Here is a 26864-nt window from a genome sequence, read left to right as displayed (position 1 = left end):
GAGCAGCCACGGCGCCATTGTGCCTGAAGATGCGCCACGTGCCCCGAAAGCGGTGCACCTCAAAGCGCGGGAAAGCGCCGCTCGTTGCGTTCGATCTTGCGCTGGGCCGCTTCGAGCAAATCGACCTCCATCACCGTGGCCAACTGCACCAGGTACAGCAGCACATCAGCCATCTCCTCGGCCACCTCGGCCTTGCGCTCCGCCTCGAGCTGCCGGCTCTGCTCCTCGGTCAGCCACTGGAAATGCTCCAGCAGCTCGCCGGCCTCCACGGCCAGGGCCGAGGCCAGGTTCTTGGGTGAATGGAAGCGCTGCCAGTCGCGCGCCTGGGCGAACTGCTGCAGGCGTTGGGCCAGCGTGGCCAGGGAATCCGTCATGGGCGCCTCGGGCGTCGATTCTGCACGGGAAGGGTGGCCTCGATTCTCGGACAATCCGGCCCGCGCCCGACACCGGCCCCTCGTGCCTGCCATGCTTTCCCGCCTTCGCCGACTCCTCGATCGCCTGCGCGACGCCCGCCTGGCCCAGGTGGCCGGCAGCCTGAGCTTCACCACGCTGCTGTCGCTGGTACCGCTGCTGGCCGTGGGGTTTGCGCTGTTCAAGCACCTGCCGGGCTTGCGGCCCTTCCAGCGATCGCTCGAAGAACTGTGGCTGGCTCATCTGTTGCCGCCCGAGATCGCAACGGCCGTCCTGCGACACCTGGGACGCTTTGCGGACAATGCCCATACCCTGAGCTGGACCGCTTACGGACTCCTGGTGATCACCGCGGTGGCCCTGATGCTCACCGTCGAGAACGCGCTCAACCAGATCTGGCAGGTGCGTCGGGGCCGCCCTTGGCTCAAACGTCTGGCCCTGTACCTCCCCCTGGTGGCGGCCGGGCCGCTGGTGCTCGGCATGAGTCTTTGGGCTGTGTCGCATGCCGTGGCAGTGTCCAAGGGCTGGCTCAGTGACTTGCCCGTGCGCGTCGAGTTCATGTGGGCCTTGGGCCCGGCCCTGCTGAGCTTCCTCACGCTGACCTTGCTTTTCTATATGGGGCCCCACACGACCGTGCGCCCGCGTCATGCCCTCCTGGGCGGCCTGATTGGCGCGGCGGGCCTGGAGTTTGGCAAGCAAGCCTTCGCCGCGTTCGTGCTGAAACTGCCCACTTACCGCGCGCTGTACGGCGGCTTTGCGGTGTTGCCGGTCTTCCTGCTGTGGGTCTACTACTCTTGGATCGTGACCTTGGCCGCAGCGCTGCTGACCGCTCAGCTGGGGACGCCGCCCGCCAAGCGCCAAGGGCGCCAATCCCGTCCTCGGGCCGCGCCAAAGCAGCTTTGACCCAGAGCGGATAGGCCGTGGCAAACCGCGTGATCAGACGTCGATGTTCATCGCCCGCAGCGCGTTGCTCTCGATGAAGTCGCGACGCGGCTCCACCTCGTCGCCCATCAGCATCGTGAACACCCGGTCGGCTTCGATCGCGTCCTCGATCTGCACCTTCAACAGGCGGCGCACGTTGGGGTCCATGGTGGTTTCCCAGAGCTGCTCGGGGTTCATCTCGCCCAGGCCCTTGTAACGCTGGCGTGAGACGCTGTTCTCGGCTTGCTGCATCAGCCAGGCCATGGCCTGACGGAAGTCGCCGACCTGGGCCTCCTTCTGCTTGTCGCCCTCGCCCTTGCGCACGATGGCGTTGGGGCCGACCAGACCCTTGAACATGCGGCCGGCGGTGCTCAGGGCTTCGTAGTCGGCGCCGTGGACGAAGTCGGCGCTGATCACACTGCTTTTGAGGTTGCCGTGGTGGCGTCGGCTGATGCGCAGCATCTGCTTGTCGGTGCGCTCGTCGTAGACGGCCTCCACCTCGGCGTCGTGCAAAGCGGCCTTCAGCGCGGCGGCCGAGGCGCGGGCCTGCTCGGCCGTGTCGAGCTGCAGTTCCAGACCGTCGGCCAGGGCGCGCAGGGCTTCCACGTCCATCCAGTTGGCCAGGCGGTCGATCACGTTGTTGGCCAGCACGTACTGGCGCGCCAGCGTCTCCAGCGTTTCACCTTCAAGCACCGTGCCATTGACGCCCGTGTCCAGGCGCGCATCCTTCAGCGCCACGCGCAGCAAGTAGGCATCGAGCTCATGGGCATCTTTCAGATACTGCTCGTCTTTGCCCACCTTCACCTTGTACAGCGGCGGCTGGGCGATGTAGATGTGGCCGCGTTCCACCAGCTCGGGCATTTGGCGGTAGAAGAAGGTCAGCAGCAGGGTGCGAATGTGTGCGCCGTCCACGTCCGCATCGGTCATGATGATGATGCGGTGGTAGCGCAGCTTGTCCGGGTTGAAGTCGTCCTTGCCGATGCCAGTGCCCAAGGCCGTGATCAGCGTGATGATCTCGTTGCTCGACAGCAGCTTTTCGTAGCGCGCCTTCTCGACGTTCAGGATCTTGCCGCGCAGCGGCAAAATGGCCTGGAACTTCCGGTCGCGGCCCTGCTTGGCCGAGCCGCCGGCCGAGTCGCCCTCGACGATGTAGATCTCGCACAGCGCCGGATCCTTTTCCTGGCAGTCGGCCAGTTTGCCGGGCAGGCCCAAGCCATCGAGCACGCCCTTGCGGCGCGTCATCTCACGGGCCTTGCGGGCGGCTTCGCGGGCGCGCGCGGCCTCCACGATCTTGCCGCAGATGATCTTGGCATCGGTGGGGTTCTCGAGCAGCCAGTCGGTGAGCTTGCTGGCCACGATCTCCTCCACCGGTCCGCGGACCTCGCTGGAGACGAGTTTGTCCTTGGTCTGGCTGGAGAATTTGGGCTCGGGCACCTTGACGCTCACCACGCAGGCCAGGCCTTCGCGCATGTCGTCCCCGCTGACCTCGACCTTGGCCTTCTTGGCCAGTTCGTTGTCCTCGATGTACTTGTTGATCACGCGGGTCATCGCCGCGCGCAGGCCGGTCAGGTGGGTGCCGCCATCACGCTGCGGGATGTTGTTGGTAAAGCACAGGACGTTCTCGTTGTAGCCGTCGTTCCACTGCATCGCCACCTCGACACCGATGGTGGTGCCTTGCTCGCTGAGCTTCTCGCCCGCGGCATGGAAGACGTTGGGGTGCAGGACTTTTTTGCCCTGGTTGATGAAATCAACGAAGCCCTTGACCCCACCGGCGAAGGCGAAGTTGTCCTCCTTGTGGTGGCGCTCGTCCACCAGGCGGATCTTCACGCCATTGTTCAGGAAGGACAGCTCACGCAAGCGCTTGGCGAGGATGTCGTAGTGGAAGTCGTTGTTCTGCTGGAAGATCTCGTCGTCGGGCAGGAAGTGCACCTCGGTGCCGCGCTTGTCGGTCTCACCGATGACCTTCATGGGGCTGACCTCGACCCCGTCGCGCATCTCGATCACACGGTCCTGCGGCACGCCCTTGCGGAATTCGAGGAAGTGCACCTTGCCGTCGCGTCGCACCGTCAGGCGCAGCCATTTGGACAAAGCGTTCACACAGGACACGCCCACGCCATGCAGGCCGCCGGAGACCTTGTAGCTGTTCTGGTTGAACTTGCCGCCGGCGTGCAGCTCGGTCAGCGCGATCTCGGCGGCCGAGCGCTTGGGCTCGTGCTTGTCGTCCATCTTCACGCCGGTGGGGATGCCGCGGCCGTTGTCGATGACGGAGACCGAGTTGTCGGTGTGGATGGTGACCACGATGTCGTCACAGTGCCCGGCCAGGGCCTCGTCGATGGAATTGTCCACCACCTCGAAGACCAGGTGGTGCAAGCCCGTGCCGTCGGAGGTGTCGCCGATGTACATGCCGGGACGCTTGCGCACGGCCTCCAGGCCCTCGAGGATCTGGATGCTGCTTTCGCCATACCCGCTGCCGTCAACGGGCTGGGGCTGAGGGGCTTGGTTTTCGCTCATGACTGCCTAACGTAGAGGGCCCGGTACGGGACCGGGTGTCAATCGGGACGAAACCCCCGCTTGTGGCGGGGGCAGGGGTGCGCCAGGAGACGCGCGGTGGCGGCTGGCCGCCTCGGGCAAGGCTAGATGCGCATCGGCATCACGACGTACTTGAAGCCGTTGTCGTCCGGGATGGTGATCAGCGCACTGGAGTTGGCATCTTGCAGCTCCACCTTCACCATGTCCTGATTCATGTTGGCCAGGGCATCGACGAGATAGGTCACGTTGAAGCCGATCTCGATGGTGTCGCCTGCGTAGTCGATCTCGAGTTCTTCCTTGGCTTCCTCCTGCTCGGCATTGCTCGAGGCGATGCGCAGCAGGCCCGGTTCGATGTTGATGCGCACGCCCTTGAACTTCTCGCTGGTGAGGATGGCCGCGCGCTGCAGGCTGGCCAGCAGCGGGGCGCGCCCCAGGGTGACGCTGTTTTTGTGGTTCTTGGGGATGACGCGGTTGTAGTCGGGGAACTTGCCTTCGACCAACTTGGTGACGAACTCCATGCCCGAGAAGCTGAACTTGGCCTGGTTGCCGGCAAAGCGCATCTCGATGGGGGTGTCCTCGTCCTTGAGCAGGCGCTGCAGCTCCAGCACGGTCTTGCGCGGCAGGATGACCTCTTGGCGGGGCATCTCCACGTCCAGCGTGGCGCTGGCCAAGGCCAGGCGATGGCCGTCGGTGGCCACGAGGGTGAGCTGCTGACCTTCAGCCACGAAGAGGATGCCGTTGAGGTAGTAGCGGATGTCGTGCACCGCCATCGCGAAGTGCACTTGACCGATCAGGCTCTTGAGCGTTTTCTGGGGCACGCTGAAGCTCGGGCCGAAGTCGGCAGCCTCCTGCACCAGCGGGAAATCCTCGGCCGGCAGCGTCTGCAGCGTGAAGCGGCTCTTGCCGCCGGTCAGCGTGAGCTTGTTTTGGGTGGCCGACAGCGCAACGACCTGCTCGGCCGGCAGGGAGCGCAGGATGTCGATCAGCTTGCGCGCACCCACGGAGGTGCTGAAGTTGCCCGCATCGCCGTCCAGTTCGGCCGTGGTGCGCACCTGGATCTCCAGGTCGCTGGTGGTGAATTCCACCTGGGCCCCGGTCTTGCGGATCAGCACATTGGCCAGGATGGGCAGGGTGTGGCGGCGTTCCACGATGCCGGCCACGGCCTGGAGAGCGCCGAGCACTTTGTCCTGGGGTGCTTTCAACACAATCATGTGAACCTCTTGAGGTGGTAGCCGTAGTAGGGGGCCGGTGTTTTTGTGGAAAACGCTATTTTGTCTTGTTCGATCAAGGCTTTGGGCCAGGGACAAGCCTGTGGCCCGCCCCGGGGGAAGCGGGCGGGCGAAGCGACAACAACTTCGCACCGACGCGCCGGCCTGTGGACAAGACGGGGCTTGTTCGAAACTTGTCCCCAGCTTTGTGCTTTGACAACAGTGCGTCCCTTGTGTCAGGCAAGTTCAGTGGAGGGGGCCTTCAGCCTTTGAGGGTCTGTTCCAGCACGTGCAACTGCTGGTTCAGCTCGGTGTTCTTGCTGCGCTCGCCGCCGATCTTGCGTACGGCATGCAGCACGGTGGTGTGGTCGCGCCCGCCGAAGAGTTCGCCGATCTCCGGCAGGCTCTTCTGGGTGAGTTCCTTGGCCAGGTACATCGCGATCTGCCGAGGCCGGGCGATCGAGGCAGGCCGCTTCTTGGAGTACATGTCGGCGACCTTGATCTTGTAGAAGTCGGCCACCGTCTTTTGGATGTTCTCGACCGAGATCTGCCGATTCTGGATCGACAGCAAGTCCTTGAGCGCCTCGCGGGCCAGCGCGATGTTGATTTCCTTGTGGGAAAACCGTGAATAAGCCAGGATCTTGCGCAGCGCCCCTTCGAGCTCGCGCACGTTGGCGCGCACGTTTTTGGCCACGAAGAAGGCCACGTCCTCAGGCATCTGGGCGCCTTCGGCCTCGGCTTTCTTGATCAGGATGGCCACCCGCATCTCCAGCTCGGGCGGCTCGATGGCCACGGTCAGGCCCGAATCGAAGCGGCTGGTCAGGCGCTCGTCGATGTCCACCAAGCCCTTGGGGTAGGTGTCGCTGGTCATGATGATGTGCGCGCGCTTGGCCAGCAGGGCCTCGAAGGCGTTGAAAAACTCCTCCTGGGTACGGTCCTTGCCGGCAAAGAACTGCACATCGTCGATCAGCAACAGGTCGAGCTGGTGGTATTTGGCCTTGAGCTCATCGAAGGTCTTGCGCTGATAGTTTTTCACCACGTCCGAGATGAATTGCTCGGCGTGCAGATAGAGCACCTTGGCGTCGGGCCGGTCGGCTAGCAGGGCATTGCCCACGGCGTTCATCAGGTGCGTTTTGCCCAGGCCCACACCGCCATAGATGAACAGCGGGTTGTACATCTGGCCCGGCGCGCCGGCCACGTGCAGCGCGGCGGTGCGGGCCATCTGGTTGGCCCGGCCGGGCACCAGGGTGTCGAAGGTCAGGCTGGGGTTGAGGCGGTGACGTGATGGCTGTGGCGGCGGCGGGGCCGGCGCCACGATGGGGCTGGCCGCAGCCGAGCCGTTCATCCCCGCAGGGCCCGGCGAGGACGCCGCCGCCACGGCCACAGCCGGTCGCGCCGGCACGGGCTCGCGCGGTGCCAGGGTCAGTTCCAGCCGCACCGGCTGGCCGTGAAGTTCGGCCAGCACGGCCTCGATGCGGGCCGCGTACTGCGCACGGATCCAGTCCAGCTTGAAGCGGTTGGGCACACGCAGGGACAGCACCGGCCCGGCTTCGCCCTGGGCGAGCAGGCCCGGGGGCAGGGGGCGGATCCAAGTGGCATATTGCTGTTCGGGCAGTTCGGCGGCGAGTCGTTCGCAGCAGCGCTGCCACAAGTCGGAGCTCATGGATTTGTGGAAAACTTTTTTCTGGAGCCGCGAGATTCTAGCCCTGCACGGCCGTTGCGGGACGACTTATCCACAGAAAACCTGTTCGGATCAACCCTGGCCGGCCCTGCGGCTTGGCCGCACAGCCGTTGACCACCTTCGGGGCATTTGGTGTAATTGAGGGTTTCCCGGACTTTCGTGAGCCTGCGCCCAGGCGCCTTGCACTTGATGTCACGCCCAAGGGTCCACGCCCTTGGGTGCGCACAGCGGCAGGGGTGAGCGGCCGCAGAGGGCGCGGCAGGTGCCGGGAGTCCCCCCAACCCTGTGCCGGGCCCTTGCGCCTGCGAGGGTTGGCTGTCGCCAGGCTGTCCGGCCCGGGTGGAGTTCTCCGAGAGGATCCGATCATGAAACGTACTTACCAGCCTTCCAAGGTTCGCCGCGCCCGCACGCACGGCTTCTTGGTGCGCATGAAGACCAAGGGCGGCCGCAAGGTCATCAATGCCCGTCGCGCCAAGGGCCGCAAGCGCCTGGCCGTCTGACCCTGGCAGCGCGGCGAGCGCCGGTTTGGCCCAGCCCGCAGCCCCTGCAGACCTGGTGCGGTTGTCGAGCCGCGCGGATTTCGAGCGGGTGCTGGGGGCCGGTGCTTCGGCCATCGCGGCACGCAGCCCGCACTTCGTGCTGCACCACCTGCCTGTTCAGGCCCAGTTGTCAACAGGGGCCGATCCTGAGGGAGCGCCCCTTGTGGATGTCTATGCGGCCACGGCCCGCACGCTGGCCGTCGGCGTGGTGATCCCGAAGCGCTGGGCGCGCCGCGCGGTCATGCGCAACGTACTCAAGCGGCAGATGTACGCGGCTTTCGCGCGGCACGCCGGCATCTTGCCTGGCGGGATGTGGGTGGCGCGATTGCGCGCCGCCTTCGACCGCGATCAGTTCCCCAGCGCCGATTCGTTGGCGCTGCGTCGTGCCGTGCGTGCCGAGGCCGACGCCCTGATGGACGCCGCGGCGCGACGCTGGGCTGGGAGAACTGCATGATCGCCGCCGCTCTCAAGGTTTTGGTGCGCGCCTACCAGTGGCTGTTCAGCCCCTGGGTGGGCGGCGACTGCCGCTTCGAGCCGAGCTGCTCGGCCTACGCCTTGCAAGCGCTGGACCGCCACGGTGCAGCGATGGGCAGCTACCTCGCCGCACGTCGCCTGCTGCGCTGCCACCCCTGGTGCGAGGGAGGGCACGATCCTGTGCCTTTGCGCAGCAGCGGGGGGGCGCAGGGGCGATCGGGGCTGTTCACCCGCCACGTCGAGCCCGGCCCCGCCCCGGGTGTCCCGTCTCCTTCCTCCAACAGCGAGTCGTCTCCATGACCGATATGCGCCGCACCATCCTGTGGGTGGTGTTCTCGATGTCCCTCATCCTGCTCTGGGATGCCTGGAACAAGCACACCGGCCGGCCGTCGATGTTCTCGCCCACGCCGGTGGCCCAGCAGCCGGCGGCGTCGGCAGCGCCGTCTGGGGGTGCCGCCTCGGCGGCGGCACTGCCGCAGCCGGCCACCGCGGCCACGCCCGGCGGCATCGCCACTCAGGCCCCCGCGCCTGCGGCTGGCACCGCCGCAGCGCAGCGGCTGGAGATCACCACCGACGTGGTCAAGGCCGTGATCGACACCCAGGGGGGCACGCTGAGCTACCTGGAGCTGCTGAACTACGCCGATCAGGAAGACCGCCGCCGCAACGTGGTGCTGCTCGACCAATCGGCCCAGCGGGTCTATCTGGCCCAGACGGGATTGATCCAGGCCGGCAAGACCTTTCCCAATCACTTCACCGCCATGACGGTCGAGGATCTGGGGCCGCGCCGCTTGGCCGAAGGCCAGGATCAGCTAGAAGTGACGCTGAGCTCGCCTGTCATCGGGGGGCTGCGCTACCTCAAGACCTACACCTTCCGCCGGGGCCAGTACACCATCGGCGTGCGTCATGAGGTCGTCAACCAAGGGCAAGACCCCCAGGAACCTCAGCTGTATCTGCAACTCGCCCGTGATGGCAACCCGCCGCCGGGAGAGTCCAGCTTCTATTTCACCTTCACTGGCCCGGCGCTCTACACCGACCAGAAGAAGTTCCACAAGATCGATTTCAAGGACATCGAGCGTGGCAAGGCCGAGACGGCCGCGCCGGCGGACAACGGCTGGGTCGCGATGGTGCAGCACTACTTCGCCTCGGCCTGGCTGCTCAATGTGCCTGGGCATGACCGGCTGATGCGCGAGTTTCGCGCCGCCAAGGTGAGCAACAATCTGTACTCGATCGCGATGGTCGTGCCGCTGCCGCCGCTGGCCTCAGGTGAGAGTCGCACCGTCGAAACCACGCTCTTCGTGGGCCCGCAGGAGGAGAAGAAGCTCGCGGCCCTGGCTCCGGGCCTGGAGCTCGTGAAGGACTACGGCTGGTTCACCATTCTGGCCAAGCCCTTGTTCTGGTTGCTCGACAAACTCCATGTCCTGCTGGGCAACTGGGGCTGGTCCATCGTGGCCCTGGTGGTGCTGCTCAAGGCCGCTTTCTATGGCCTCAACGCCAGCGCCTACCGCTCGATGGCCAAGATGAAGGCCGTGGCGCCGCGCATCAACGAGCTGCGCGAGCGCTACAAGGACAAGCCGCAGCAGATGCAGCAGGAGATGATGCGCATCTACCGTGAGGAAAAGGTCAATCCCATGGGCGGCTGCCTGCCCATCCTGATCCAAATCCCGGTGTTCATCGCGTTGTACTGGGTGTTGCTGTCGTCGGTGGAGATGCGCAACGCGCCGTGGATCTTGTGGATCGACGATCTCTCGGCCAAGGATCCTTACTACATCTTGCCGTTGCTGATGACGGCATCGACGCTGCTGCAGACCTGGCTGAACCCCACGCCGCCGGACCCGATCCAGGCCAAGATGATGTGGATCATGCCGCTGATGTTCTCGGTGATGTTCTTCTTCTTCCCGGCCGGCCTGGTGCTGTACTGGCTGACGAACAACATCTTGTCGATCGCGCAGCAGTGGTACATCAACAAGAAGCTCGGCGTGCTGGACCTGAAGTTCTCGCCCAAGAGCTGAGGCGCTCTCGGTCTGACCGCAACGCCCCGGGCTGAGCGCCTCGGGGCGTTCGTGTTTTTTGGGGTCACAATGCCGGCCATGCTGCCTCGCCATCACGACCCGATCGTTGCCATCGCCACCGCCCCCGGCCGCGGGGCGGTGGGCATCGTGCGCGTGTCCGGGCGCGATCTCTCGGGCTTCGTGTCGGCCCTGCTGGGCCGCGCGCTCGTGCCGCGCCATGCGCACTATCTGCCCTTCACCGACGCGCAGGGCCAGGCCATCGACCACGGCCTGGCGCTGTACTTCCCGGCTCCGCACTCTTACACCGGGGAGGACGTGCTGGAGCTGCAGGCCCATGGCGGCCCGGTGGTGCTGCAGTTGCTGCTGGCGCGCTGCCTGGACGTGGCGCAGCAGGCGCTGCCGCGGCTGCGTCTGGCCGAGCCTGGCGAGTTCACCGAGCGGGCTTTCTTGAACGACAAGCTCGACCTGGCCCAGGCCGAGGCGGTGAGCGACCTGATCGAGGCCAGCACCGAGGCCGCAGCGCGCTCGGCCGGCCGCTCGCTGGCCGGCGCCTTCTCGCAGCAGGTGGAGGGCCTGCGCGAGCGGCTGGTGCGCCTGCGCCTGCTGGTGGAGGCCACGCTGGACTTTCCCGAGGAGGAAATCGACTTCCTCGAGAAAGCCGATGCACGCGGCCAGCTCGAGGGTATCCGCACGGCCCTTCAGGAACTGCTGGACCAGGCGCACCAGGGTGCCTTGCTGCGTGAGGGCATCCGGCTCGTGCTGGCCGGCCAGCCCAACGTGGGCAAGAGTTCGCTGCTCAATGCCCTGGCCGGCGCGGAGCTGGCCATCGTCACGCCGATCCCGGGCACCACCCGCGACAAGGTCAGCCAGACCATCCAGATCGAGGGTGTGCCGGTGCATGTGATCGACACCGCGGGCCTGCGCGAGGCCACCGACGAGGTCGAGCGCATCGGCATCGCGCGCAGCTGGAGCGAGATCGCCCAGGCCGATCTGGTGTTGTTCCTGCACGACCTCACGCGCTTGGGACAGGCCGACTACGACCTCGGCGAGGCGGACATCGCTGCCCGATTGCCCAGCGGCCCGCAGGTGGTGCACGTCTACAACAAGCTCGACGCCCGCGGGCTGCCGCCGGGCCTGCCGCAGCCGCATGTGGCCCTGTCAGCCAAGACGGGCGAGGGCCTGGAGGTCTTGCGTCGGCTGCTGCTCGAGCAGGTGGGCTGGCATGCCCAACCCGAGGGCGTGTTCATCGCGCGCGAGCGCCACTTGCGCGCGCTGCGCCGCACGGCCGACCACCTGGCCCGCGCCCAGGCCCATGCGCGTGTGGCCGATGCCGCTCTGGATCTGCTGGCCGAGGAGCTGCGCCTGGCCCATGACGCCTTGGGAGAGATCACCGGCCGCATGACGCCCGATGAGTTGCTGGGCGAGATCTTTCGTAAGTTCTGCATCGGCAAGTAACAGGTGCCGACGAGCGGCCTGCCTGGGCCGATGAGCCCCCGCCTGCGGGGGGGCGCATTGTGAGGTCTTGGACCCAAGGCCCATAATCGAACGATCGAAGCGGAGCGTCGCACGTGTGTGCAGCGCGGTCCGCGCAGCAGTGCAAAGGACACGAGACCATGGAAGCCCAGGAGCTGATCCAGGCGGTGCAGTCGCTCAACACCGAAGACGCCTTCCGGCCGCGCCTCGATGCCCAGCAGTGGCGCACCCTCACGCAGTTCCTCAGCCGCCACGAGGTGCGCATGGGCGACCAGGTGATCCGCCAGGGCGACCGCGACCGCGCGATGTACTTCCTGGCCCAGGGCACGATGCAGGTGTTCGTGCCCGACGCCCCGCCCGGCGCCAACAAGGTGGCCATCCTGCGCCCAGGCGCGGTGATGGGCGAGCCCTCGCTCTTTGCCGAGGGCCCGCGCATGGCCACCGTGGAGGCGATGACCCCCGGCGTGATCTACGCGCTGCGTTTGCCGCGCCTGGAGGAGCTGGCTGCGCGCATGCCGGTGGTGGCGCTGGAGGTGCTGCGCGCGGCGGGCGCGGTGATGGCCATCCGCATGCGCTCCAACCTCGCCCACCGCATGCCCATGACCTGAGCGGGCCGGGCGGGGGCCGGCCGGCAGGGCCTTCAGTGCCCCTCGAAGCTCACCAGGGTGAACAGCGGCAGGCCGGCCGCGCGCAGCTTGGCGCCACCGCCCAGCTCCGGCAGCTCGACGATGGCCGCTCCTTCGATGACGGTGGCCCCAAGCCGCTCGAGCAGGCGCTTGCCCGCCATCATCGTCCCGCCGGTGGCGATCAAGTCGTCGATCAGCACGACGCGGTCGCCGGGTTTCACGGCGTCGGTGTGCAGCTCGACCGTGGCCGAGCCGTATTCCAGCTCGTAGGTCTCTTCCACCGTGGTGAAGGGCAGCTTGCCTTTCTTGCGGATGGGCACGAAACCCACGTTGAGCTCATAGGCCAGCACCGAGCCGATGATGAAGCCGCGTGCGTCCAGCCCGGCCACCACGTCGGCGGTGGTGTCGAAATAGCGGTGCACGAACTGATCGATCAGCACCCGAAACACCTTGGGGTTCTGCAGCAGCGGTGTGATGTCGCGGAACTGCACGCCAGGCGAGGGCCAGTCGGGGACGGTGCGGATGTGGCGCTTGATGTAGTCGGCGGTGTCCATGGGTCGGCGGGGATGACGGGCCGACGCCCCGCCTCGAGTCAGGCGGCCAGGCTCAGCCGGCCCAGCATTGTGCCCCCATCGGGGCCGCCGCGCAGCACCACGGCCTCGCCCATGTCCACCCAGGCGCCGGTGAGGGCCGTGATGTTGACCTGGTGGGTGACCCAGGCCTCGAAACCCCGGGCCGGCAGCTGTGCCAGCGCGTGCCGCAACGCGGCGGTCTGCGGGTCGCGCAGCGCGGCGCGCTTGGCGAAGAAAGAGTGCAGGGCGGGCCAGACCTCATGCCGCCCGAAGGCCAGCTCGGCCGTGTCGATGCAGCGGCACCAGCCGCTGCAGCGCACGGCCCGTGGCTCCAGCCCCTGCGCGGCCAGGGTCTGGCCGATACGCCGCGCCTGCGCCCGGCCGATCTCCGAGAGGTTGCGCTGTGTGGCGCATTGGCCCATCCGAAAGCCAGGCGGATCACCCACGCCAGGTTCGGTGCGGGCGTGGCGCAGCATCAGCACGGCACCGCCCTCGCGCAGGGCCTCCAGAAGCCGGGCCGCCTCGCCGTGGGCTTGGCCCAGGCGGCTCACAAGGCCCAGCCCGACCAAGCCGTGCAGCGCAAGACGGCGCCGCATCACAGGGCCTTGGCTAAAACCGGCGTCGGCGTGAAGTCGTAGCCGTCGCCGCGCGCGCGGATGGTGCCGAAGGCGGGGAAGGGGAAGTGGTAGCCCCCCACCGTCACACCCTCCTGGGCCGTCATCGAGAGGATCTTGCGGCGCACGGCGCGTGCGGCCTGCGGGTCCATGTCGAAGGTCACCGCCCAGTCGGGCTGACGCACGAATAGCGCGGGAATGTTGGATAGGTCGGCCAGGTTGAGGAAGCGCCGGCCGCGCGATGACACTTCGAACATCGACATGCCCGGCGTGTGGCCGTGGGCAGAGACCGCGCGCAGACCCGGCATCAGCGCGGCGTCGGGGGCGAACTTCTGCACCTCGCCGGCGATGGGGCCGAAGACACGGCGCACGTTCTGGAAGGCGCCGCGCATGCCTTCGGGCGCGGCGTTCATGCGGGCATCGTCCATCCAATAGGCCCACTCGGCTTCCGGCACCCAGACCTTGGCCTTGGGGAAGGGGGTCTGGCCTTCGCGGTTGCGCAGGCCGTTGATGTGGTCGCCGTGGAAGTGCGTGATGACCACGGTGTCGATGCTGTCGGGGGCGATGCCGGCGGCCTGCAGGTGGGCCAGCAGCCGGCCAGTGGTGGGCGCCCCGAACTGGCCGTTGCCGGTGTCCATCAGCACGCGGCGCTCGCCCAACAGGGCGACGAAGGCGGTGAAGCTGATGTCCACATGCGTGGTGGGCAGGCCGGCTTCGGCGAGCGCGGACTGAACCTGTGCCAACGGAACGTCGCGCACGAAGCCCTCGGCCAGCGGGCGGCGGACCACGCCATCGTTGATGGCCAGGATCTCGACGTCCCCGATGCGCAGGCGGGCGAAGCCGGGGTTGGGCAGGTCGGGGGTGCCCAGGTCGGGCGCGTTCTGGGCCCAGGCGGGCGCAAAGCCCAGGAACCCAGAGGAGCCGAGGGCGAGGGCGGCGGATCCGGCAAGAAACTGGCGGCGATGCAGCATGGAACGCTCCTGTTCAGTCGGCGACGGAGGGGAGACAGGCTCGGCGAGATGGTCGTCCCATCCGGCGTCCGTTGCCAGGGGCGTCGGTAAATCCCCGAGAAGGTGCGGGCTTTGCGCGCTGCGCGCGCAAGGCCCCGTCAGGCCGCCAGCAGGCGTTCCTCGGCGCGGGCCAGGGCTTCGGGCAAGCCTGAGAGCACCAGGGTGTCGTCGCCCTGCAGCCGCAGTTGGGGGTCGGGCCGCATCACCGCGCCCTGGGCCCGGCGCACCGAGACCACCTGCACGTCCAAGGCCTCCAGCGCCAGGCGGTGCATCGGCTGGCCGCACCAGCGCGAGCCCGCAGGCAGGGTGACGGACTGCAGGCGCTGCGTGTGGAGGTCGTCGGCGCCGCTGTCGTCGGCGCCATGGAAATAGCCTCGCAGCAGGCTGTAGCGGGCCTCGCGCTGCTCCTGCACGCGGCGCAGCACCCGGCGCATGGGCACGCCCACCAGCGCCATCGCGTGCGAGGCCAGCATCAGCGAGCCCTCGATCGCTTCGGGCACCACCTCGGCGGCGCCGGCCGCGCGCAGGCGTTCGAGGTCGGCGTCGTCGATGGTGCGCACGATCACCGGCACTTTCGGGGCGTGCTCGCGCACGAGCTGCAGGATCTTCAGCGCCGAGGGTGTGTCGTGATAGCTCACCACCACGGCACTGGCGCGCGACAAGCCGGCGGCCACCAGGCTTTGCAGCCGCGCCGCGTCCCCGAAGACCACGCTCTGGCCGGCCGCGGCGGCTTGGCGCACGCGGTCGGGGTCGAGGTCCAGCGCCATGTAGGGGATGCCCTCGGCCTCCAGCATGCGGGCGAGGTTCTGGCCGCTGCGACCGTAGCCGCAGATGATCACGTGCGCTTCGGTGCGGATGGACTTCTTGGCGATGCTGGTGAGCTGCACCGATTGCAGCATCCAGTCGTTGGCCGACAGGCGCATCACGATGCGGTCGGCGTGCTCGATGATGAAGGGCGTGGCCAGCATCGACAGCACCATGGCAGCCAGCACCGCGCTGCGCAGGTCGGCGCTCACCAGTGCGCGGTCGGTGGCGAGGTTGAGCAACACCAGGCCGAACTCGCCGGCCTGGGCCAGGTAAAGCCCGGTGCGCAGCGCCACGCCGGTGGGCGAGCCGAAGAGCTTGGCCAGCGCGGCGATGAAGGCGAACTTGAACAGCAGCGGTAGCGTGACCAGCAGCAGCACCAGCGGCCATTGCTGCCATACCACGCGCCAGTCCAGCAGCATGCCGATGGTGATGAAGAACAGCCCCAGCAGCACGTCGTGGAAAGGCCGGATGTCGGCCTCCACCTGGTGCTTGTATTCGGTCTCGGCGATCAGCATGCCCGCCACGAAGGCGCCCAGGGCCAGCGACAGGCCGGCGTGTTCGGTGAGCCAGGCCAGGCCCAGGGTGACCAGCAGCACGTTGAGGATGAAGAGCTCCTCGCTCTTGCGCCGCGCCACCAGGGTGAGCCACCAGCGCATCACGCGCTGCCCGCCCACCAGCAGCACGCCCAGCAGCACCGTGGCCTTCAGCAAGGCCAGACCCAGGTCGCGGGCCATCGCATCAGCAGCGGTTCCTAGCGAGGGGATCAGCACGAGGAAGGGCACCACGGCCAGATCCTGAAAAAGCAGCACGCCGATCACGCGCCGGCCGTGCTCGCTGTCGAGCTCCAGCCGCTCGGCCATGAGCTTGACCACGATGGCGGTGGACGACATCGCCAGCGCGCCGCCCAGGGCCAGCGCGGTGGGCCAGCCGAGGTCCCAGGATCGGCCCACCAGGCCCAGCCCAAAGGCCAGCAGGGCATTGCCGGCCACGGCCAGCACCACCGTGCCCACGACCTGACTCAAGCCCAGCCCGAAGACGAGACGGCGCATGCTCTTGAGCTTGGGCAGGTTGAACTCCAGCCCGATCACGAACATCAGGAAGACCACGCCAAACTCGGCGAGATAGCGGATGCCGGCCGAATCCTTGGCCAGGGCCATGGCGTTGGGTCCGATCAGCACCCCCACGGCCAGGTAGCCCAGCATGGGCGGCAGCTTGAGGCTGCGGCAGGCGACCACCCCCAGCACGGCGGCCAGCAGGTAGAGCAACACGAGATCGAGGGTGGAGGCCATGGTGGCGCGCGCGGGAAAAGCCGGCGCGAGCCGGGCTCGGCGCCTAGAATCCCTGGATCGTAAACGAGCGACCGCCTGTCCCGCCTGAACCCATGTCAAGCCCGCCTGCCCCTGGCTTCAACGCCGACCGCGCCATCGAGCTGGCCCGTCAGACCCTGCAGATCGAGGCCCAGGCCCTGCTGGCCCTGAAGGACCGCCAGGGCGAGCCCCTCGCCCAGGCCGTGGGCCTGATCCTGGCTTGCACCGGCCGTGTGGTGGTGATGGGCATGGGCAAGAGCGGCCACGTGGGCCGCAAGATGGCCGCCACGCTGGCCTCCACCGGCACGCCGGCGATGTTCGTCCACCCGGCCGAGGCCAGCCACGGCGACCTCGGCATGATCACGCCCTCGGACGTGGTGATCGCGATCTCGAATTCCGGCGAAAGCGACGAGCTCACCGCCATCCTGCCCCTGCTCAAGCGCCTGGGCGTGAGGCTGATCGGCATGACCGGTCGCGCCACCTCCACGCTCGCGCGCCACAGCGACGTGATGCTCGACACCTCGGTGGCGCAGGAGGCCTGCCCGCTCAACCTTGCGCCCACGGCAAGCACCACTGCACAGATCGCCTTGGGCGATGCGTTGGCCGTGGCGCTGCTGGACGCCCGGGGCTTTCGCGAGGAAGACTTCGCGCGCTCGCACCCGGGCGGGGCCCTGGGCCGCAAGCTGCTCACCCATGTGCGCGACGTGATGCGCCGAGGCGACGCCGTGCCGCGCGTGCGGCCCGAGACGGGCTTCTCGGCCATGATGCGCGAGATGTCCGCCAAGGGCCTGGGTGCCACAGCCATCGTCGATGCCGACGACCGGGTGCTGGGTATCTTCACCGACGGCGACCTGCGCCGTCAGATCGAGCAGGGCCGTGACCTGCGCGGCCTGACGGCCGGCGAGCTGATGACCCGACAGCCGCGCACGGTGCGGGCCGACGCTCTGGCGGTGGAGGCGGCCGACCTGATGGAGGAAGCCCGCATCACCTCGGTGTTGGTGGTCGACGAGACTGGCCGGCTGGTGGGCGCGCTCAACAGCAACGACTTGATGCGCGCCAAGGTGATCTGATGGCCCCCCGCGAGCTGCGACCGGCGCTGTCGGCCCCGCCCGAGCTGCTGCTGCGCGCGCAGGGCCTGCGCTCGGCCATCTTCGACGTCGACGGCGTGCTCACCGACGGGCGGCTGTACATCGGCGAGGACGGGGAATCCTTCAAGGCCTTCCATGTGCTCGACGGCCACGGCATCAAGCTGCTGGCGCGCGCCGGCATCGAGCCGGTGGTCATCACCGGCCGCGATTCACCCGCGGTGCGCCGCCGCCTGGGCGACCTGGGCGTCGCCGAGGCCCACTTCGGCGTGGCCGACAAACTCGCCGTGGCCCAGGCGCTCTTGAATGAGCGTGGCTGGACCTGGCCCGAGGTGGCCGTGATCGGCGACGATTGGCCCGACCTGCCGCTGATGGTGCGCGCCGGCCTGGCCTGTGCACCGGCCAACGCCCATGCCGAAGCCAAAGCCGTGGCTCACCATGTGTGCACGCTGCGTGGCGGCGAGGGCGCAGCCCGCGAGTTCTGCGACCTGCTGCTGATGGGCGCCGGACGCTATGCCAGGCTGCTGCAAGGCCACCTGCAAACCCTGGACGACGGCCGTGCGGCGGCTGGGGCCTGACGTGGACGGTGCACAGCTCATCGACGCACGCGCACCGGCCCAGCGGCCGCGGCTGTCGCGTTGGGCCCGGGCGCTGGATCAGCTCACGGCCTCCTTGCCGGTGGTGCTGATGGCCGTGCTGGCCGGCCTGACCTACTGGCTGGTGCGCAGCACTCCGGTGCCCGAGGCTCCGCGCGAGCAGGCTCCGCCGCGCAGCGACCCCGACTACGTGATGGAACGCTTTTCCGTGCAGCACTACCCCCAAGCGGGCCTGCCCGGCCTGCGCCTGGAGGGGCGCACCCTGCGCCACTATCCGGACACCGACCGGCTCGAGATCGACGACGTGCGCGTGCGCCACACCGACGAGCAGGGCCGCGTCACGGTGGCCACGGCGCGCCAGGCCCAGGCCGAGGGCGACGGCAGCCAGGTGCGCCTGGTCGGCGAAGCCCGCGTGGTCCGCCAGGCCGGGGCCGAGCCGACGCGCGATCCGCTGGACCAGCCCATGGAGTTCCGCGGTGAGGAGCTGCTGTTCTTCGTCGATGCCCAGCGCCTCGTGTCGGACCGGCCGGTCATGCTGGAGCAAGGCGCAATGCAATTGTCCGGCCAGGCGCTGATCTATGACCATCCCCGGCGGGTGCTCGAACTGCGCGGAGGCGTGCAGGGTGTGCTGCCCCCGGCGCGGCGCGCAGGGGCCGCGTCATGAGCCGGCCGCTGGTTTACGTCACCGGCGCCTCCAGCGGCATCGGCCAGGCCCTGGCGCAGCGCTTCCACCGCGCCGGCTACCGCCTGGCCCTGGTGGCGCGCCGCGCCGCCGAGACCGAGGCCTGGGCGCAGGCCCAGGGCTGGACGGCCGAGGACTGCACGGTCTACGCCGCTGACGTGCGCGACGTAAACGCCATCACCGCCGCCGGCCGCGCCTGCATCGACGCCCAGGGCCTGCCCGACGTGGTGATCGCCAACGCCGGCATCAGCGTGGGCATGGACACCGCCGTCTTCGACGATCTCGACGTGATGCGCGCCACCCTCGAGACCAATGTGCTGGGCATGGCCGCCACCTTCCAACCCTTCATCGACGGCCTGCGCGCGCGCCGCTCGGGCCGCTTGGTGGGTATCGCCAGCGTGGCGGCCATCCGCGGGCTGCCCGGCCATGGCGCCTATTGCGCCAGCAAGGCCGCGGTGGTGAACTACTGCGAAAGCCTGCGCGGCGAAATGCGCCCCTACGGCGTGAGTGTCGTGACCGTGCTGCCCGGCTACATCGACACGCCGCTGACGCGCGAGAACCGCTACCCCATGCCCTTCCTGATGAGCGCCGACGCCTTCGCCGACCGCGCCTACGCCGCCATCGAGGCCGACACCAGCTACTGCGTCATCCCCTGGCAGATGGGCGTGGTGGCCAAGCTGCTGCGCCTGCTGCCCAACGCCGTGTTCGACCGGGTGTTTGCGGGGCGGGAGCGCAAGAAGCGGCGGGGGGAGTGAGGATCCTCACCGGCGCCCCGCACGGCCCGACCCCGTCGCACCAGCCCTCACAACGCCCCAGGCCGCGGCCGCAGCGTGGCCGTGATGGCCTCCCACAGCGCCAGCACCTGGCCTTCGCTCAAGGTGGCGCGCGTCAGATCCGGGATCTTGGCCTTTTCCTCCAGGCTGCGCGGCGGCGAGGGGATGTAGTGGCCGTTGTAGAACTCGATGGTCAAAAACGGGCGCTCGACCCCCTGAACAGATTGATCGGTTTGGACGATGGCCGTGTGCCCTGCCACTCGTGCCGAAGTCACTTTTTCAGGCTCCCGAGCCACATACTCTTCGTAACCATCTTTGCCGATCGCTCGCGCTGAAAACCGCAGGATGTCAATGCCTGAACGGCGCGAGTCGCGCTCTATTTGGGACTTCCTTTGCATCAACCCCGTGTCGGGACGAGCCACGTTACCGTCGCCGCTGATGCTGCTGACTTGCACAAACACATCCGGCGCATCCTTGAGGTGATAGTTCACGTAGAACTCAGCCGCCTCGGCCTGCGCCCCCGTCCACAAGCCATGAGCAAAGCAGTCCCCCGGCTCGCCGGGGATCTCCTCGTCGCGCCGCCCGCGCAGGCGGCGGTACACGTTCAGCAGGTGGGTGTACTTTTCTTCGACGTCGGTTTTGAGTTCAGCTAAAGGCCGCTTAGACAACGACTTGTCGTAACTTTCCGTTGTCATCACCAACTGGTAACCGTCTAGCCAAGCTCGCAGCTCCCAAGTTCGGATCGCAGGATTGGCCCCCGTCTTGGATCGATCGAAGACAACGCCTCGACCATCCGGTAACTGACGTATCTCGCGCAAGGATTGCGTCTTCTCTCCATGGATGGTCTCACGCTTAAGTTCCTCGGTCCTGCGCTCCAACTGATAGTCAAAACCTGCACGCGGCAGCGGCCGGATGCTTACCTCCACGCCTTCGATCTCGACACGATCGACGGGGTTGAGCACGAAGTCCTCGGGCAGGTCGATCAGATGCCGGCCGATGCAGCGCGTGCGCATGCGCGCGGTGAGCTTGTGGACGAGATGGGCTTCTTCAGGGGTCATGGCAGGAGTGCGGGGTGAACAGGCCACGAGGGCGGTCAACGGGGCGCACAAGGCCCCCAGGATCCAGCGGCGTCGGTCCGGTCTCATCAAAAGTCCTCGTACATCATGCGCTTCGACTCACGCACACGCTGGGCGATGCGCACGATGGCGCGCAGCGTGAAGCGCAGGGCCTGGAGGCTGGCCGGGCCGGCCTCGGGGTTGTAGGCCGGCTCGTGCTCGACGGGCACGCGCAGGAAGCTCTGGCAGTGCGGCTTGGGCGCCAGGCCCGAGCGGGCCGGCACGGTGCCGTCGCCGGCTTCGTCGGGCTGGCTGATCCCGAAGGCCGCCGGGATGCGGTTGCGCGGGTGCAGCACCGTGCGGGTGTCTTCGGTCTTGCTGAACTCGCGCAGACCGAGACGGCGCGCCAGCCGAGCTTGCATCCATTGCTCCGCCGACACGCCCTCAGCGGTCGGCCTCGCCCAACTGACCGTGCCATAGGCCTTGTGCTCGGGGCTGGCACCGCAGAAGGCGTGGGTGTGGGGGTGGTAGCGGCGGCGAATGGCAATGTGGAACTTCTTCGCATCTTCGATATGTTCTAGGAACCGTCCCCAATCCGCCTCCACCTGCTGCCTGCGCTTGCGAGGGTCCTTCTCCTCGTTGAGCGGGTTGATGAGCTCTTCGTCGCACAAGCCCCACCAGGCGCCGCGCACGGTGTAGATCTCGCCATACGGGTCGCCTTGCTGCGGCAAGGCCTGCTCCTGGGCGCCGGCGCGGATTCTCAGCCAGCCGTTGCCGTACTCGGGGCTGGGCAGCAGCTGCAGCGGCCCCGGCGCGCTGGACAGCACCGCCGTGACTTCGGCCGCATCGGCGCCGAGCACCTGGGCCACACCCCAAGAACCTTCGGTGCCGGCCTTCATGCGCCGGTACACGGCTGCCGCCCCCGTGGCCGGCATCACCCCGTGCACGATGCCGTAAATCTTGTCCCGGTAGCCCAGCACCTCGGAGCAATGCCGCGCCACCAGCCCGCCCATGCTGTGGGTGACCAGGATGACCTTCTCGCAGCGCGCCAGCGGGCAGCCGTGGGACATCTCTCGGTGGTTGTAGCGCTCGATGATCTCGTCGATGCGGCGGCCCAGGGCTTGGGCGGACTGGGCGTTATCGTCCAGCCAGTTGTAGCCGAAGGCATGCACCGGGAAGCGGTAGCGGTAGCTCAGGCGCACTTCGTCTTCGCTCAGCAGTTGCTCGCCCACCTGCGCGCCCAGTGCCTCGCGCCGGAGCTGGGCGCGTAGGCCGTTCTGGTACGAGCCGAAGTCGTTCAGGTGCTCTTCCAGCCAGCGCAGCGCCGGGCCATAGCTCATCGCCGCGATCTCACCCCAGCCCCGGCGCTTGAGCTCCTCGGCCGGCAGCTTCATGTCGGTGGGGACTTTGCCGTCGTCGTCCACCACCATGGCTTCGGGGCGCAGGGATTTTTTTCGCTCTTTTGCGTCAGCCCATATCCACGGAGAGGCCGTCAGCTTCGAATCCATGCGCCAGCGCTCGCCTTCTTCCCTGGGCTTCAGATTGCTGCCCATCACGCCGGGCACGAAGATGACGGGGATGATGCGAGTGGGGATGACATACACCAGCGCAAAGGTGTCGTCCGGTGGGCTGAGCACGGACTTCCAGATGGGGGTGCCGCGGTGGTCGAACTCGGGTTCGATCACCCGGGCTTTGCTCATGTCCAGCTCGTTGTTCATGTCGGTCGGTTCGGTTCGAACAGCTTCAGGCCCAGTGCATGGGCAAGAAGCCAACGTTAGGGGAGGCCCGCAGGGACACGGGCTACTGCGCTCGACGGACCAAGCCCTACGAGCAATACAGCGTATGGGGCAGCAACTCCCACGTGGCTCGCGTGAACGAACCCATGATCAAGCCGCCCTTCTGAGGGCGCCTTTGAACGTCGGTTGTTTCGATATGGAAGGAGCAGACCCATACATCCACCGGTGAACCGTCGGGCCGCCGGGCTTGGCCGGGTTCGCAGATCGTGCGCATCGCCATGAAGTGGCTGGCCGACATTCTTACGCCGTAGCCCAAGAGCATGGACAGTTCCTCGCGCAGCGTTCGGCGCTTGGCCTGCGGCGAGTTGTCGCAGGGGGTGTTGGCGCTGGGCAGGTGAGCGTTCTCAAGGAACAACTGGATGACCTGAGTGCTCTCGGGGGGAACAGAGGGGTCGATCGTGGCCGGAAGTCCCGACCTGGGCTCCATGGGGGAGGACAGCAGCCCAGGCGGCAGCGCGAGGCTCCCCAGTAGCAACACGACCCTGGATGCAACGAGGAGGGCTCTCATGAAAGACTCCCGTAGTAGAACTCGACGGGATCTCCGGCGAGCTGATATTGACGACGAAACTTCGTGCGAAAGTCGGCCACGCGGTCACTGACGACTTGGTCGCTGCGGTTGCTGTAATGCCAAACGGTGTCCGCCAAATGGATGCCGATATGCTTCGCGGCTGACGATTCCATACGGGGACGATGGTCGAGGTGCCGCATGTTGCTGCGCCTGCATACGAAGATCAGGCAGGTCTGCAGGTGTGCAGGCCGTTCGTCCCAAGGGCCGGTTTCGCGCAGGCGATTGAAGATCTCGTCGACTCGGATGCAGGCGCCTTTCTCGGGGCGTTGCTTCTCCGCCAGCGAGGCGTTCTTGCAGGTGGCGTCGAATTCATAGCCCATCAGATGGCTGACCAGGTGGGCGCAGTGGTTGGCCCCGTCGTTCTTGCCGAGGTCGAAAGCGCAGAAGTGGCTGATGTGCTTGCCCACGGCGTCGGCCAGCGGCACGGTGGTGTGCAGCATGGAAAGTCCTCTCTGAGTCTTGTGGTGTATGGCGTCGCGACAGGCGCCAGGCCATTCTAGGAACCCGGGCTCGTAAGTGAGCGTGTCCAGCTGTAATCGAGCGTGACAGGCCGTCGCACCGGGTGTTTCCGCGATTCTTACAGGCACAGTAGGCTGCCTGGCACCAAGCGCCATCGGTCCTTGGTGAAGTGGCCTCGGACGAAGGCGTTGGCGACGAAGCTTCCGGTCATGTCCTCCTGCACCATGTTGAGCGAGCAGGCCCAGACGTCGATGACGCGGCCGTCGGGCGCCTCCACCTGATCTGCCTTGCAAGCCCCTTTCAGCACCGCGCGGTGATGCTCGGGATGGTCCAGCGCATCCCCCAGCACCTGTGCCAGCCGGTTCTTGAGCGTGAGGCGGGCATCGAGGGCTTGGCTGGACATGCAGCCCGAACCGTGCAAGGGCGCGTCGCCCTGGCTCAGAAAGAGTTGCATCATCTGCGCCCCATTGGGCGGTTGGCTGGGATCGATGGCCACCCGCTCGCCCGTCCAGGGGTCAATGGGGGCGTGGTAGCAGCCCGCCAGCATCAAGGCTGCCCCAAGGCGCGACAGGTGCGTTCTCAAATGAACTCTCCGAAGTAGAACTCGACGGTCTTGCCAGACATTTGATAGGCCCGGGTAAAACGCTCATTGAAGGCGCTGAGGGTTTCACTCACTACCTGACGTCCCGTAATGCTGTAGTGCCACACGGTTCCTCCAAGATGGATGCCGATGTGCTTCCAGCGCGAGTCGCGCATCTGCAACTGGTGGCCAAGCTCGACGACGTTGCTCGTGTGGGTCACAAAGATGAGGCATCCCTGGAGGTGCAAGGGCCGCTCGGACCACAAGCCCCGCAGGCGGCAGCGGTTGAAGACGTCGTTCACGCGGAGGTTGGCGCCAGGCGCCTCGCGCTGCTTGTCCGTCCAGGTGAAGGTCTTGCAGGTGTGGCCGAAATCGTAGCCCAGCATGTGGCTCACGAAGTGGGCGCAATGATTCTGTTGATTGTCTTTGGCGATGGAGAAGGGGCACAGATCGCTGATGTGCTTGCCCACGGCGTCGGCCAGCGGCACGGTGGTGTGCAGCATGGAAAGTCCTCTCTGAGTCTTGTGGTGTATGGCGTCGCGACAGGCGCCAGGCCATTCTAGGAACCCGGGCTCGTGAGTGAGCGTGTCCAGCTGTAATCGAGCGTGACAGGCCGTCGCACCGGGCTTCGCCGCGATTGGCACACAGCGCCGGGCATCGGCGCTATCCGCTATGGTTAGGCCCGGGCCATCCACTGTGCGGTGGCCGGGAGACGCACATGCCCACCCGCATCGAAACCGATTCCATGGGCTCCATCGAGGTGCCGGCCGACCGCTACTGGGGCGCTCAGACGCAGCGCTCGATCCAGCATTTCAGGATCGGGGTGCCGCGCTTCGTGTGGACGAGGCCCATCATCCGCGCCTTGGGCCTGCTCAAGCTGGCGGCCGTGCGGGCCAATGGCGAGCTGGGCGAGCTGCCGGCGGACCTGGTGGCGCTGATCGAGTCGGCCGCCCAGGAGGTGGCTGAAGGGCGGTTGGACGAGCATTTCCCACTGGTGGTGTTCCAGACCGGATCGGGCACGCAGTCGAACATGAATGCCAACGAGGTGATCGCCAACCGCGCGATCGAGTTGGCCGGGGGCGTGCTGGGCAGCAAGCAGCCGGTGCACCCGAACGACCACGTCAACCGGGGGCAGTCGTCGAACGACACCTTTCCCACCGCGATGCACATCGCCGTGGTGGAGCAGCTCCACGAGCGGCTTTTCCCGGCGGTGGAGGCGTTGCGCCACACACTGGAGGTGAAGGCGAAGGCTTACGAGCACTTGGTGAAGACCGGTCGCACGCACCTGCAGGACGCCACGCCCATCACCCTGGGCCAGGAGATCGGCGCGTGGGTGTCGCAGATCGACTTCGGCCTGCGCGCGGTGCGCCAGACGCTGGACGGGCTCTACGATCTGGCCATCGGCGGCACGGCCGTGGGCACGGGGCTCAATGCGCACCCGCGATTCGGCGAGCGCGCGGCCTGGCACCTGGAGCAGCTCACCGGCCACCCCTTCCGCAGCGCCCCCGATAAGTTCTTTGCGCTGGCTGCGCACGACGCGCTGGTGCAGTGCTCGGCGGCGCTGCGCACGCTGGCCGGCGGGCTGATGAAAATGGCCAACGATGTGCGCTGGTTGGCCAGCGGTCCGCGCTGCGGCATCGGCGAGCTGCGCATCCCCGAGAACGAGCCGGGCTCGTCGATCATGCCAGGCAAGGTGAACCCCACGCAGTGCGAGGCCCTGACCATGGTGTGCGTGCAGGTCTTCGGCAACGACGCGGCCGTGGCCTTCGCGGGCACCCAGGGGAATTTCCAGCTCAATGTGTACAAGCCAGTGATGGTGCACAACGTGCTCGAGAGCATTGCGCTGCTGGCCGACGCCTGCGAGAGTTTCGACCAGCACTGCGCACGCGGCTTGGAGCCCAACGAGGCGGTGATCGACGAGCATCTGGAGCGCAACCTGATGCTGGTGACGGCGCTGAACCGCCACATCGGCTACGACCGTGCCGCGCAAATTGCCAAGGCTGCCCACGCGCATGGGCTGACGCTGCGCGAGGCCGCGATCGAGAGCGGCTTCGTCAGTCCCGAGGACTATGACCGCTGGATCGACCCGCTGGCGATGACGCGACCGGGCTGACGCGCGGGCCCGCCGCGCTTGTGGCACCATCGCGGCCGATCATGATCGATGTCGTCGTCTTCTTCTTCCTGCTGGGCGTTTTCGCCCGCCTGGTGCGTTCGGACCTGCGCCTGCCCGAGGCGCTGTACGAGACGCTGTCCATCTACCTGCTGCTGGCCATCGGCCTGAAGGGCGGCATCGAGCTGTCGCGGCAGCCGCTGATGCACCTGCTGCCGCAGGTGGGCGCCACGATGGCGCTGGGACTGATGATCCCCTTCGTGCTCTACCCCGTGCTGCGCGCGCTGCGCCTGAGCGCGCCGGACGCGGCGTCGGTCGCGGCGCACTACGGCTCGGTGAGCGTGGTGACCTTCGCGGTGGCCAGTGCGGCGCTCACGCGCGAGGGCATCCCTTACGAAAGCCACGCCTCGCTGTGGGTGGCGGTGATGGAGGCGCCGGGCATCATCGCCGGCATTCTGCTGGCCCGGCTGTCGCGGCTGCGCGAGGTGCGGTGGGGCACGCTGGCCCATGAGGTGGCCTTCGGCAAGAGTGTGCTGCTGCTGGTGGGCGGCCTGCTGATCGGCGCCATTGCCGGCGAGGCGGGCACGGCGCCCATCCACGCGGTCTTCGTCGAGCCCTTCAAGGGCGTGCTCGCCCTGTTCCTGCTGGAGCTGGGCCTGGTGGCCGGCGGCCGGCTGGCCGAGGTGAGGCGTTTTGGCTTCGTGGTCATCGGCGTGGGGCTGGTCGTGCCCCCCATGCTGTCGTTGGCCGGGGCGGGGGTGGGCCTGATGCTGGGCCTGTCCACCGGTGGCGTGGCGCTGCTGGCCACGCTGGCGGCCAGCGCCAGCTACATCGCCGCGCCCACGGCCATGCGTATTGCGGTGCCCGAGGCCAATGCCGGCCTGTCGATCACGGCGGCCCTGGGCGTGAGCTTTCCCTTCAACATCCTCGTGGGCATCCCGCTGTACATTGCGCTGGCGAAAGCCCTGACCGGAGCCTGAAC

At 67.4% G+C, this 26864-nt stretch carries 26 protein-coding genes and 1 pseudogene; 13 read left to right on the top strand and 14 right to left on the bottom strand.

What is annotated here, in order from left to right; genetic code table 11:
- Positions 1-59: 59 nt before the first annotated feature.
- Complete coding sequence (locus ACK4ZD_RS08845; RefSeq protein ID WP_409660621.1) at positions 60-374, bottom strand: nucleotide pyrophosphohydrolase; 315 nt, start codon at positions 372-374, stop codon at positions 60-62.
- Between the two features lie 91 nt (positions 375-465).
- On the opposite strand from ACK4ZD_RS08845, the gene ACK4ZD_RS08840 reads away from it, so the two are divergent.
- Positions 466-1311 carry a YihY family inner membrane protein gene (locus ACK4ZD_RS08840; protein ID WP_409660619.1) on the top strand — a complete coding sequence of 282 codons (846 nt, stop codon included), beginning with the start codon at positions 466-468 and terminating at the stop codon, positions 1309-1311.
- A gap of 33 nt (positions 1312-1344) precedes the next feature.
- Here ACK4ZD_RS08840 and gyrB read toward each other — a convergent pair.
- The 3 genes and pseudogenes from gyrB to dnaA all read right to left on the bottom strand — a co-directional run.
- Positions 1345-3792 (bottom strand): annotated as a pseudogene (gyrB, locus tag ACK4ZD_RS08835) (DNA topoisomerase (ATP-hydrolyzing) subunit B); the annotation flags it as partial.
- A 170-nt stretch (positions 3793-3962) separates the two neighbouring features.
- Positions 3963-5069 (bottom strand): DNA polymerase III subunit beta, encoded by a 1107-nt coding sequence (dnaN, locus tag ACK4ZD_RS08830; RefSeq protein WP_409660617.1) that lies wholly within the window; start codon positions 5067-5069, stop codon positions 3963-3965.
- 259 nt (positions 5070-5328) lie between these two features.
- Positions 5329-6729 carry a chromosomal replication initiator protein DnaA gene (dnaA, locus tag ACK4ZD_RS08825; protein ID WP_409660615.1) on the bottom strand — a complete coding sequence of 467 codons (1401 nt, stop codon included), beginning with the start codon at positions 6727-6729 and terminating at the stop codon, positions 5329-5331.
- A gap of 383 nt (positions 6730-7112) precedes the next feature.
- Here dnaA and rpmH point away from each other — a divergent pair, with 383 nt between their 5' ends.
- From rpmH to ACK4ZD_RS08795, 6 genes are all read left to right on the top strand, one after another.
- Positions 7113-7247, top strand: a complete 135-nt coding sequence (gene rpmH / locus ACK4ZD_RS08820) for a 50S ribosomal protein L34 (protein ID WP_019561239.1) — start codon at positions 7113-7115, stop codon at positions 7245-7247.
- Positions 7248-7302: 55 nt separating this feature from the next.
- A complete protein-coding gene (locus ACK4ZD_RS08815; protein ID WP_409660613.1) occupies positions 7303-7740 on the top strand; it encodes a ribonuclease P protein component in 438 nt (145 codons plus the stop codon).
- A complete protein-coding gene (gene yidD / locus ACK4ZD_RS08810) occupies positions 7737-8060 on the top strand; it encodes a membrane protein insertion efficiency factor YidD (RefSeq protein WP_409660611.1) in 324 nt (107 codons plus the stop codon). Before ACK4ZD_RS08815 ends, yidD begins: the two co-directional genes overlap by 4 nt.
- Positions 8057-9769 carry a membrane protein insertase YidC gene (gene yidC / locus ACK4ZD_RS08805; protein WP_409660609.1) on the top strand — a complete coding sequence of 571 codons (1713 nt, stop codon included), beginning with the start codon at positions 8057-8059 and terminating at the stop codon, positions 9767-9769. The genes yidD and yidC overlap by 4 nt, the downstream gene beginning before the upstream one ends.
- 78 nt (positions 9770-9847) lie before the next feature.
- Positions 9848-11224 carry a tRNA uridine-5-carboxymethylaminomethyl(34) synthesis GTPase MnmE gene (gene mnmE / locus ACK4ZD_RS08800; RefSeq protein WP_409660607.1) on the top strand — a complete coding sequence of 459 codons (1377 nt, stop codon included), beginning with the start codon at positions 9848-9850 and terminating at the stop codon, positions 11222-11224.
- Between the two features lie 158 nt (positions 11225-11382).
- Positions 11383-11850 (top strand): cyclic nucleotide-binding domain-containing protein, encoded by a 468-nt coding sequence (locus ACK4ZD_RS08795; RefSeq protein WP_409660605.1) that lies wholly within the window; start codon positions 11383-11385, stop codon positions 11848-11850.
- 32 nt (positions 11851-11882) lie between these two features.
- Here the strand turns inward: ACK4ZD_RS08795 and ACK4ZD_RS08790 are convergent, their stop codons facing one another.
- From ACK4ZD_RS08790 to ACK4ZD_RS08775, 4 genes are all read right to left on the bottom strand, one after another.
- The gene (locus ACK4ZD_RS08790) at positions 11883-12422 is read right to left on the bottom strand and encodes an adenine phosphoribosyltransferase (RefSeq protein ID WP_409660603.1); all 540 of its coding nucleotides are present in this window, start codon (positions 12420-12422) and stop codon (positions 11883-11885) included.
- A gap of 38 nt (positions 12423-12460) precedes the next feature.
- Positions 12461-13036, bottom strand: a complete 576-nt coding sequence (locus tag ACK4ZD_RS08785; RefSeq protein WP_409660601.1) for a histidine phosphatase family protein — start codon at positions 13034-13036, stop codon at positions 12461-12463.
- Positions 13036-14025, bottom strand: a complete 990-nt coding sequence (locus ACK4ZD_RS08780) for an MBL fold metallo-hydrolase (protein ID WP_409660600.1) — start codon at positions 14023-14025, stop codon at positions 13036-13038. Before ACK4ZD_RS08780 ends, ACK4ZD_RS08785 begins: the two co-directional genes overlap by 1 nt.
- Positions 14026-14162: 137 nt before the next feature.
- Positions 14163-16160 carry a cation:proton antiporter gene (locus ACK4ZD_RS08775; protein ID WP_409660598.1) on the bottom strand — a complete coding sequence of 666 codons (1998 nt, stop codon included), beginning with the start codon at positions 16158-16160 and terminating at the stop codon, positions 14163-14165.
- A gap of 92 nt (positions 16161-16252) precedes the next feature.
- Here ACK4ZD_RS08775 and ACK4ZD_RS08770 point away from each other — a divergent pair, with 92 nt between their 5' ends.
- From ACK4ZD_RS08770 to ACK4ZD_RS08755, 4 genes are read left to right on the top strand one after another with little or no spacing between them, the layout of a single operon-like run.
- Positions 16253-17248 carry an SIS domain-containing protein gene (locus tag ACK4ZD_RS08770; protein ID WP_409660596.1) on the top strand — a complete coding sequence of 332 codons (996 nt, stop codon included), beginning with the start codon at positions 16253-16255 and terminating at the stop codon, positions 17246-17248.
- Positions 17248-17841 (top strand): KdsC family phosphatase, encoded by a 594-nt coding sequence (locus ACK4ZD_RS08765; RefSeq protein WP_409660594.1) that lies wholly within the window; start codon positions 17248-17250, stop codon positions 17839-17841. Before ACK4ZD_RS08770 ends, ACK4ZD_RS08765 begins: the two co-directional genes overlap by 1 nt.
- A gap of 1 nt (position 17842) precedes the next feature.
- On the top strand, positions 17843-18523 hold the full coding sequence (gene lptC / locus ACK4ZD_RS08760; protein ID WP_409660593.1) for an LPS export ABC transporter periplasmic protein LptC: 681 nt from the start codon (positions 17843-17845) through the stop codon (positions 18521-18523).
- On the top strand, positions 18520-19296 hold the full coding sequence (locus ACK4ZD_RS08755) for an SDR family oxidoreductase (RefSeq protein ID WP_409660592.1): 777 nt from the start codon (positions 18520-18522) through the stop codon (positions 19294-19296). The genes lptC and ACK4ZD_RS08755 overlap by 4 nt, the downstream gene beginning before the upstream one ends.
- Positions 19297-19343: 47 nt before the next feature.
- Here ACK4ZD_RS08755 and ACK4ZD_RS08750 read toward each other — a convergent pair whose 3' ends face one another.
- The 6 genes from ACK4ZD_RS08750 to ACK4ZD_RS08725 form a co-directional block, all read right to left on the bottom strand.
- Complete coding sequence (locus ACK4ZD_RS08750) at positions 19344-20372, bottom strand: T6SS immunity protein Tli4 family protein (RefSeq protein ID WP_409660591.1); 1029 nt, start codon at positions 20370-20372, stop codon at positions 19344-19346.
- 86 nt (positions 20373-20458) lie between these two features.
- Complete coding sequence (locus tag ACK4ZD_RS08745; protein ID WP_409660590.1) at positions 20459-22087, bottom strand: esterase/lipase family protein; 1629 nt, start codon at positions 22085-22087, stop codon at positions 20459-20461.
- A 106-nt stretch (positions 22088-22193) separates the two neighbouring features.
- A complete protein-coding gene (locus ACK4ZD_RS08740; RefSeq protein ID WP_409660588.1) occupies positions 22194-22673 on the bottom strand; it encodes a hypothetical protein in 480 nt (159 codons plus the stop codon).
- Positions 22670-23173, bottom strand: coding sequence for a hypothetical protein (locus tag ACK4ZD_RS08735; RefSeq protein ID WP_409660587.1), 504 nt, complete (start codon positions 23171-23173; stop codon positions 22670-22672). Before ACK4ZD_RS08735 ends, ACK4ZD_RS08740 begins: the two co-directional genes overlap by 4 nt.
- Before the next feature lie 137 nt (positions 23174-23310).
- A complete protein-coding gene (locus ACK4ZD_RS08730) occupies positions 23311-23775 on the bottom strand; it encodes a hypothetical protein (RefSeq protein ID WP_409660585.1) in 465 nt (154 codons plus the stop codon).
- Positions 23772-24275, bottom strand: a complete 504-nt coding sequence (locus ACK4ZD_RS08725) for a hypothetical protein (RefSeq protein ID WP_409660583.1) — start codon at positions 24273-24275, stop codon at positions 23772-23774. The genes ACK4ZD_RS08730 and ACK4ZD_RS08725 overlap by 4 nt, the downstream gene beginning before the upstream one ends.
- Before the next feature lie 215 nt (positions 24276-24490).
- Between ACK4ZD_RS08725 and fumC the strand changes: the two genes are divergently transcribed.
- Positions 24491-25885 carry a class II fumarate hydratase gene (fumC, locus tag ACK4ZD_RS08720; RefSeq protein ID WP_409660581.1) on the top strand — a complete coding sequence of 465 codons (1395 nt, stop codon included), beginning with the start codon at positions 24491-24493 and terminating at the stop codon, positions 25883-25885.
- Positions 25886-25926: 41 nt separating this feature from the next.
- Positions 25927-26862: a sodium-dependent bicarbonate transport family permease gene (locus ACK4ZD_RS08715; RefSeq protein ID WP_409660579.1), complete on the top strand. Its 936-nt coding sequence runs from the start codon at positions 25927-25929 to the stop codon at positions 26860-26862.
- The last annotated feature ends 2 nt before the right edge of the window (positions 26863-26864 follow it).

It is taken from the genome of Caldimonas sp., assembly GCF_046291045.1.
Lineage (GTDB): Bacteria > Pseudomonadota > Gammaproteobacteria > Burkholderiales > Burkholderiaceae_C > Caldimonas.
The sequence above is the reverse complement of the archived record's forward strand: the minus strand, read 5'-3'. Positions and strand labels throughout refer to the sequence as shown.

What these genes read in the sequence shown, in the direction of transcription:
- ACK4ZD_RS08845 (WP_409660621.1), bottom strand. Translation starts at nt 374, where the DNA reads ATGACGGATTCCCTGGCCACGCTGGCCCAACGCCTGCAGCAGTTCGCC.
- ACK4ZD_RS08840 (WP_409660619.1), top strand. Translation starts at nt 466, where the DNA reads ATGCTTTCCCGCCTTCGCCGACTCCTCGATCGCCTGCGCGACGCCCGC.
- dnaN (WP_409660617.1), bottom strand. Translation starts at nt 5,069, where the DNA reads ATGATTGTGTTGAAAGCACCCCAGGACAAAGTGCTCGGCGCTCTCCAG.
- dnaA (WP_409660615.1), bottom strand. Translation starts at nt 6,729, where the DNA reads ATGAGCTCCGACTTGTGGCAGCGCTGCTGCGAACGACTCGCCGCCGAA.
- rpmH (WP_019561239.1), top strand. Translation starts at nt 7,113, where the DNA reads ATGAAACGTACTTACCAGCCTTCCAAGGTTCGCCGCGCCCGCACGCAC.
- yidD (WP_409660611.1), top strand. Translation starts at nt 7,737, where the DNA reads ATGATCGCCGCCGCTCTCAAGGTTTTGGTGCGCGCCTACCAGTGGCTG.
- yidC (WP_409660609.1), top strand. Translation starts at nt 8,057, where the DNA reads ATGACCGATATGCGCCGCACCATCCTGTGGGTGGTGTTCTCGATGTCC.
- mnmE (WP_409660607.1), top strand. Translation starts at nt 9,848, where the DNA reads ATGCTGCCTCGCCATCACGACCCGATCGTTGCCATCGCCACCGCCCCC.
- ACK4ZD_RS08795 (WP_409660605.1), top strand. Translation starts at nt 11,383, where the DNA reads ATGGAAGCCCAGGAGCTGATCCAGGCGGTGCAGTCGCTCAACACCGAA.
- ACK4ZD_RS08790 (WP_409660603.1), bottom strand. Translation starts at nt 12,422, where the DNA reads ATGGACACCGCCGACTACATCAAGCGCCACATCCGCACCGTCCCCGAC.
- ACK4ZD_RS08785 (WP_409660601.1), bottom strand. Translation starts at nt 13,036, where the DNA reads ATGCGGCGCCGTCTTGCGCTGCACGGCTTGGTCGGGCTGGGCCTTGTG.
- ACK4ZD_RS08780 (WP_409660600.1), bottom strand. Translation starts at nt 14,025, where the DNA reads ATGCTGCATCGCCGCCAGTTTCTTGCCGGATCCGCCGCCCTCGCCCTC.
- ACK4ZD_RS08775 (WP_409660598.1), bottom strand. Translation starts at nt 16,160, where the DNA reads ATGGCCTCCACCCTCGATCTCGTGTTGCTCTACCTGCTGGCCGCCGTG.
- ACK4ZD_RS08770 (WP_409660596.1), top strand. Translation starts at nt 16,253, where the DNA reads ATGTCAAGCCCGCCTGCCCCTGGCTTCAACGCCGACCGCGCCATCGAG.
- ACK4ZD_RS08765 (WP_409660594.1), top strand. Translation starts at nt 17,248, where the DNA reads ATGGCCCCCCGCGAGCTGCGACCGGCGCTGTCGGCCCCGCCCGAGCTG.
- ACK4ZD_RS08755 (WP_409660592.1), top strand. Translation starts at nt 18,520, where the DNA reads ATGAGCCGGCCGCTGGTTTACGTCACCGGCGCCTCCAGCGGCATCGGC.
- ACK4ZD_RS08750 (WP_409660591.1), bottom strand. Translation starts at nt 20,372, where the DNA reads ATGACCCCTGAAGAAGCCCATCTCGTCCACAAGCTCACCGCGCGCATG.
- ACK4ZD_RS08745 (WP_409660590.1), bottom strand. Translation starts at nt 22,087, where the DNA reads ATGAACAACGAGCTGGACATGAGCAAAGCCCGGGTGATCGAACCCGAG.
- ACK4ZD_RS08740 (WP_409660588.1), bottom strand. Translation starts at nt 22,673, where the DNA reads ATGAGAGCCCTCCTCGTTGCATCCAGGGTCGTGTTGCTACTGGGGAGC.
- ACK4ZD_RS08735 (WP_409660587.1), bottom strand. Translation starts at nt 23,173, where the DNA reads ATGCTGCACACCACCGTGCCGCTGGCCGACGCCGTGGGCAAGCACATC.
- ACK4ZD_RS08725 (WP_409660583.1), bottom strand. Translation starts at nt 24,275, where the DNA reads ATGCTGCACACCACCGTGCCGCTGGCCGACGCCGTGGGCAAGCACATC.
- fumC (WP_409660581.1), top strand. Translation starts at nt 24,491, where the DNA reads ATGCCCACCCGCATCGAAACCGATTCCATGGGCTCCATCGAGGTGCCG.
- ACK4ZD_RS08715 (WP_409660579.1), top strand. Translation starts at nt 25,927, where the DNA reads ATGATCGATGTCGTCGTCTTCTTCTTCCTGCTGGGCGTTTTCGCCCGC.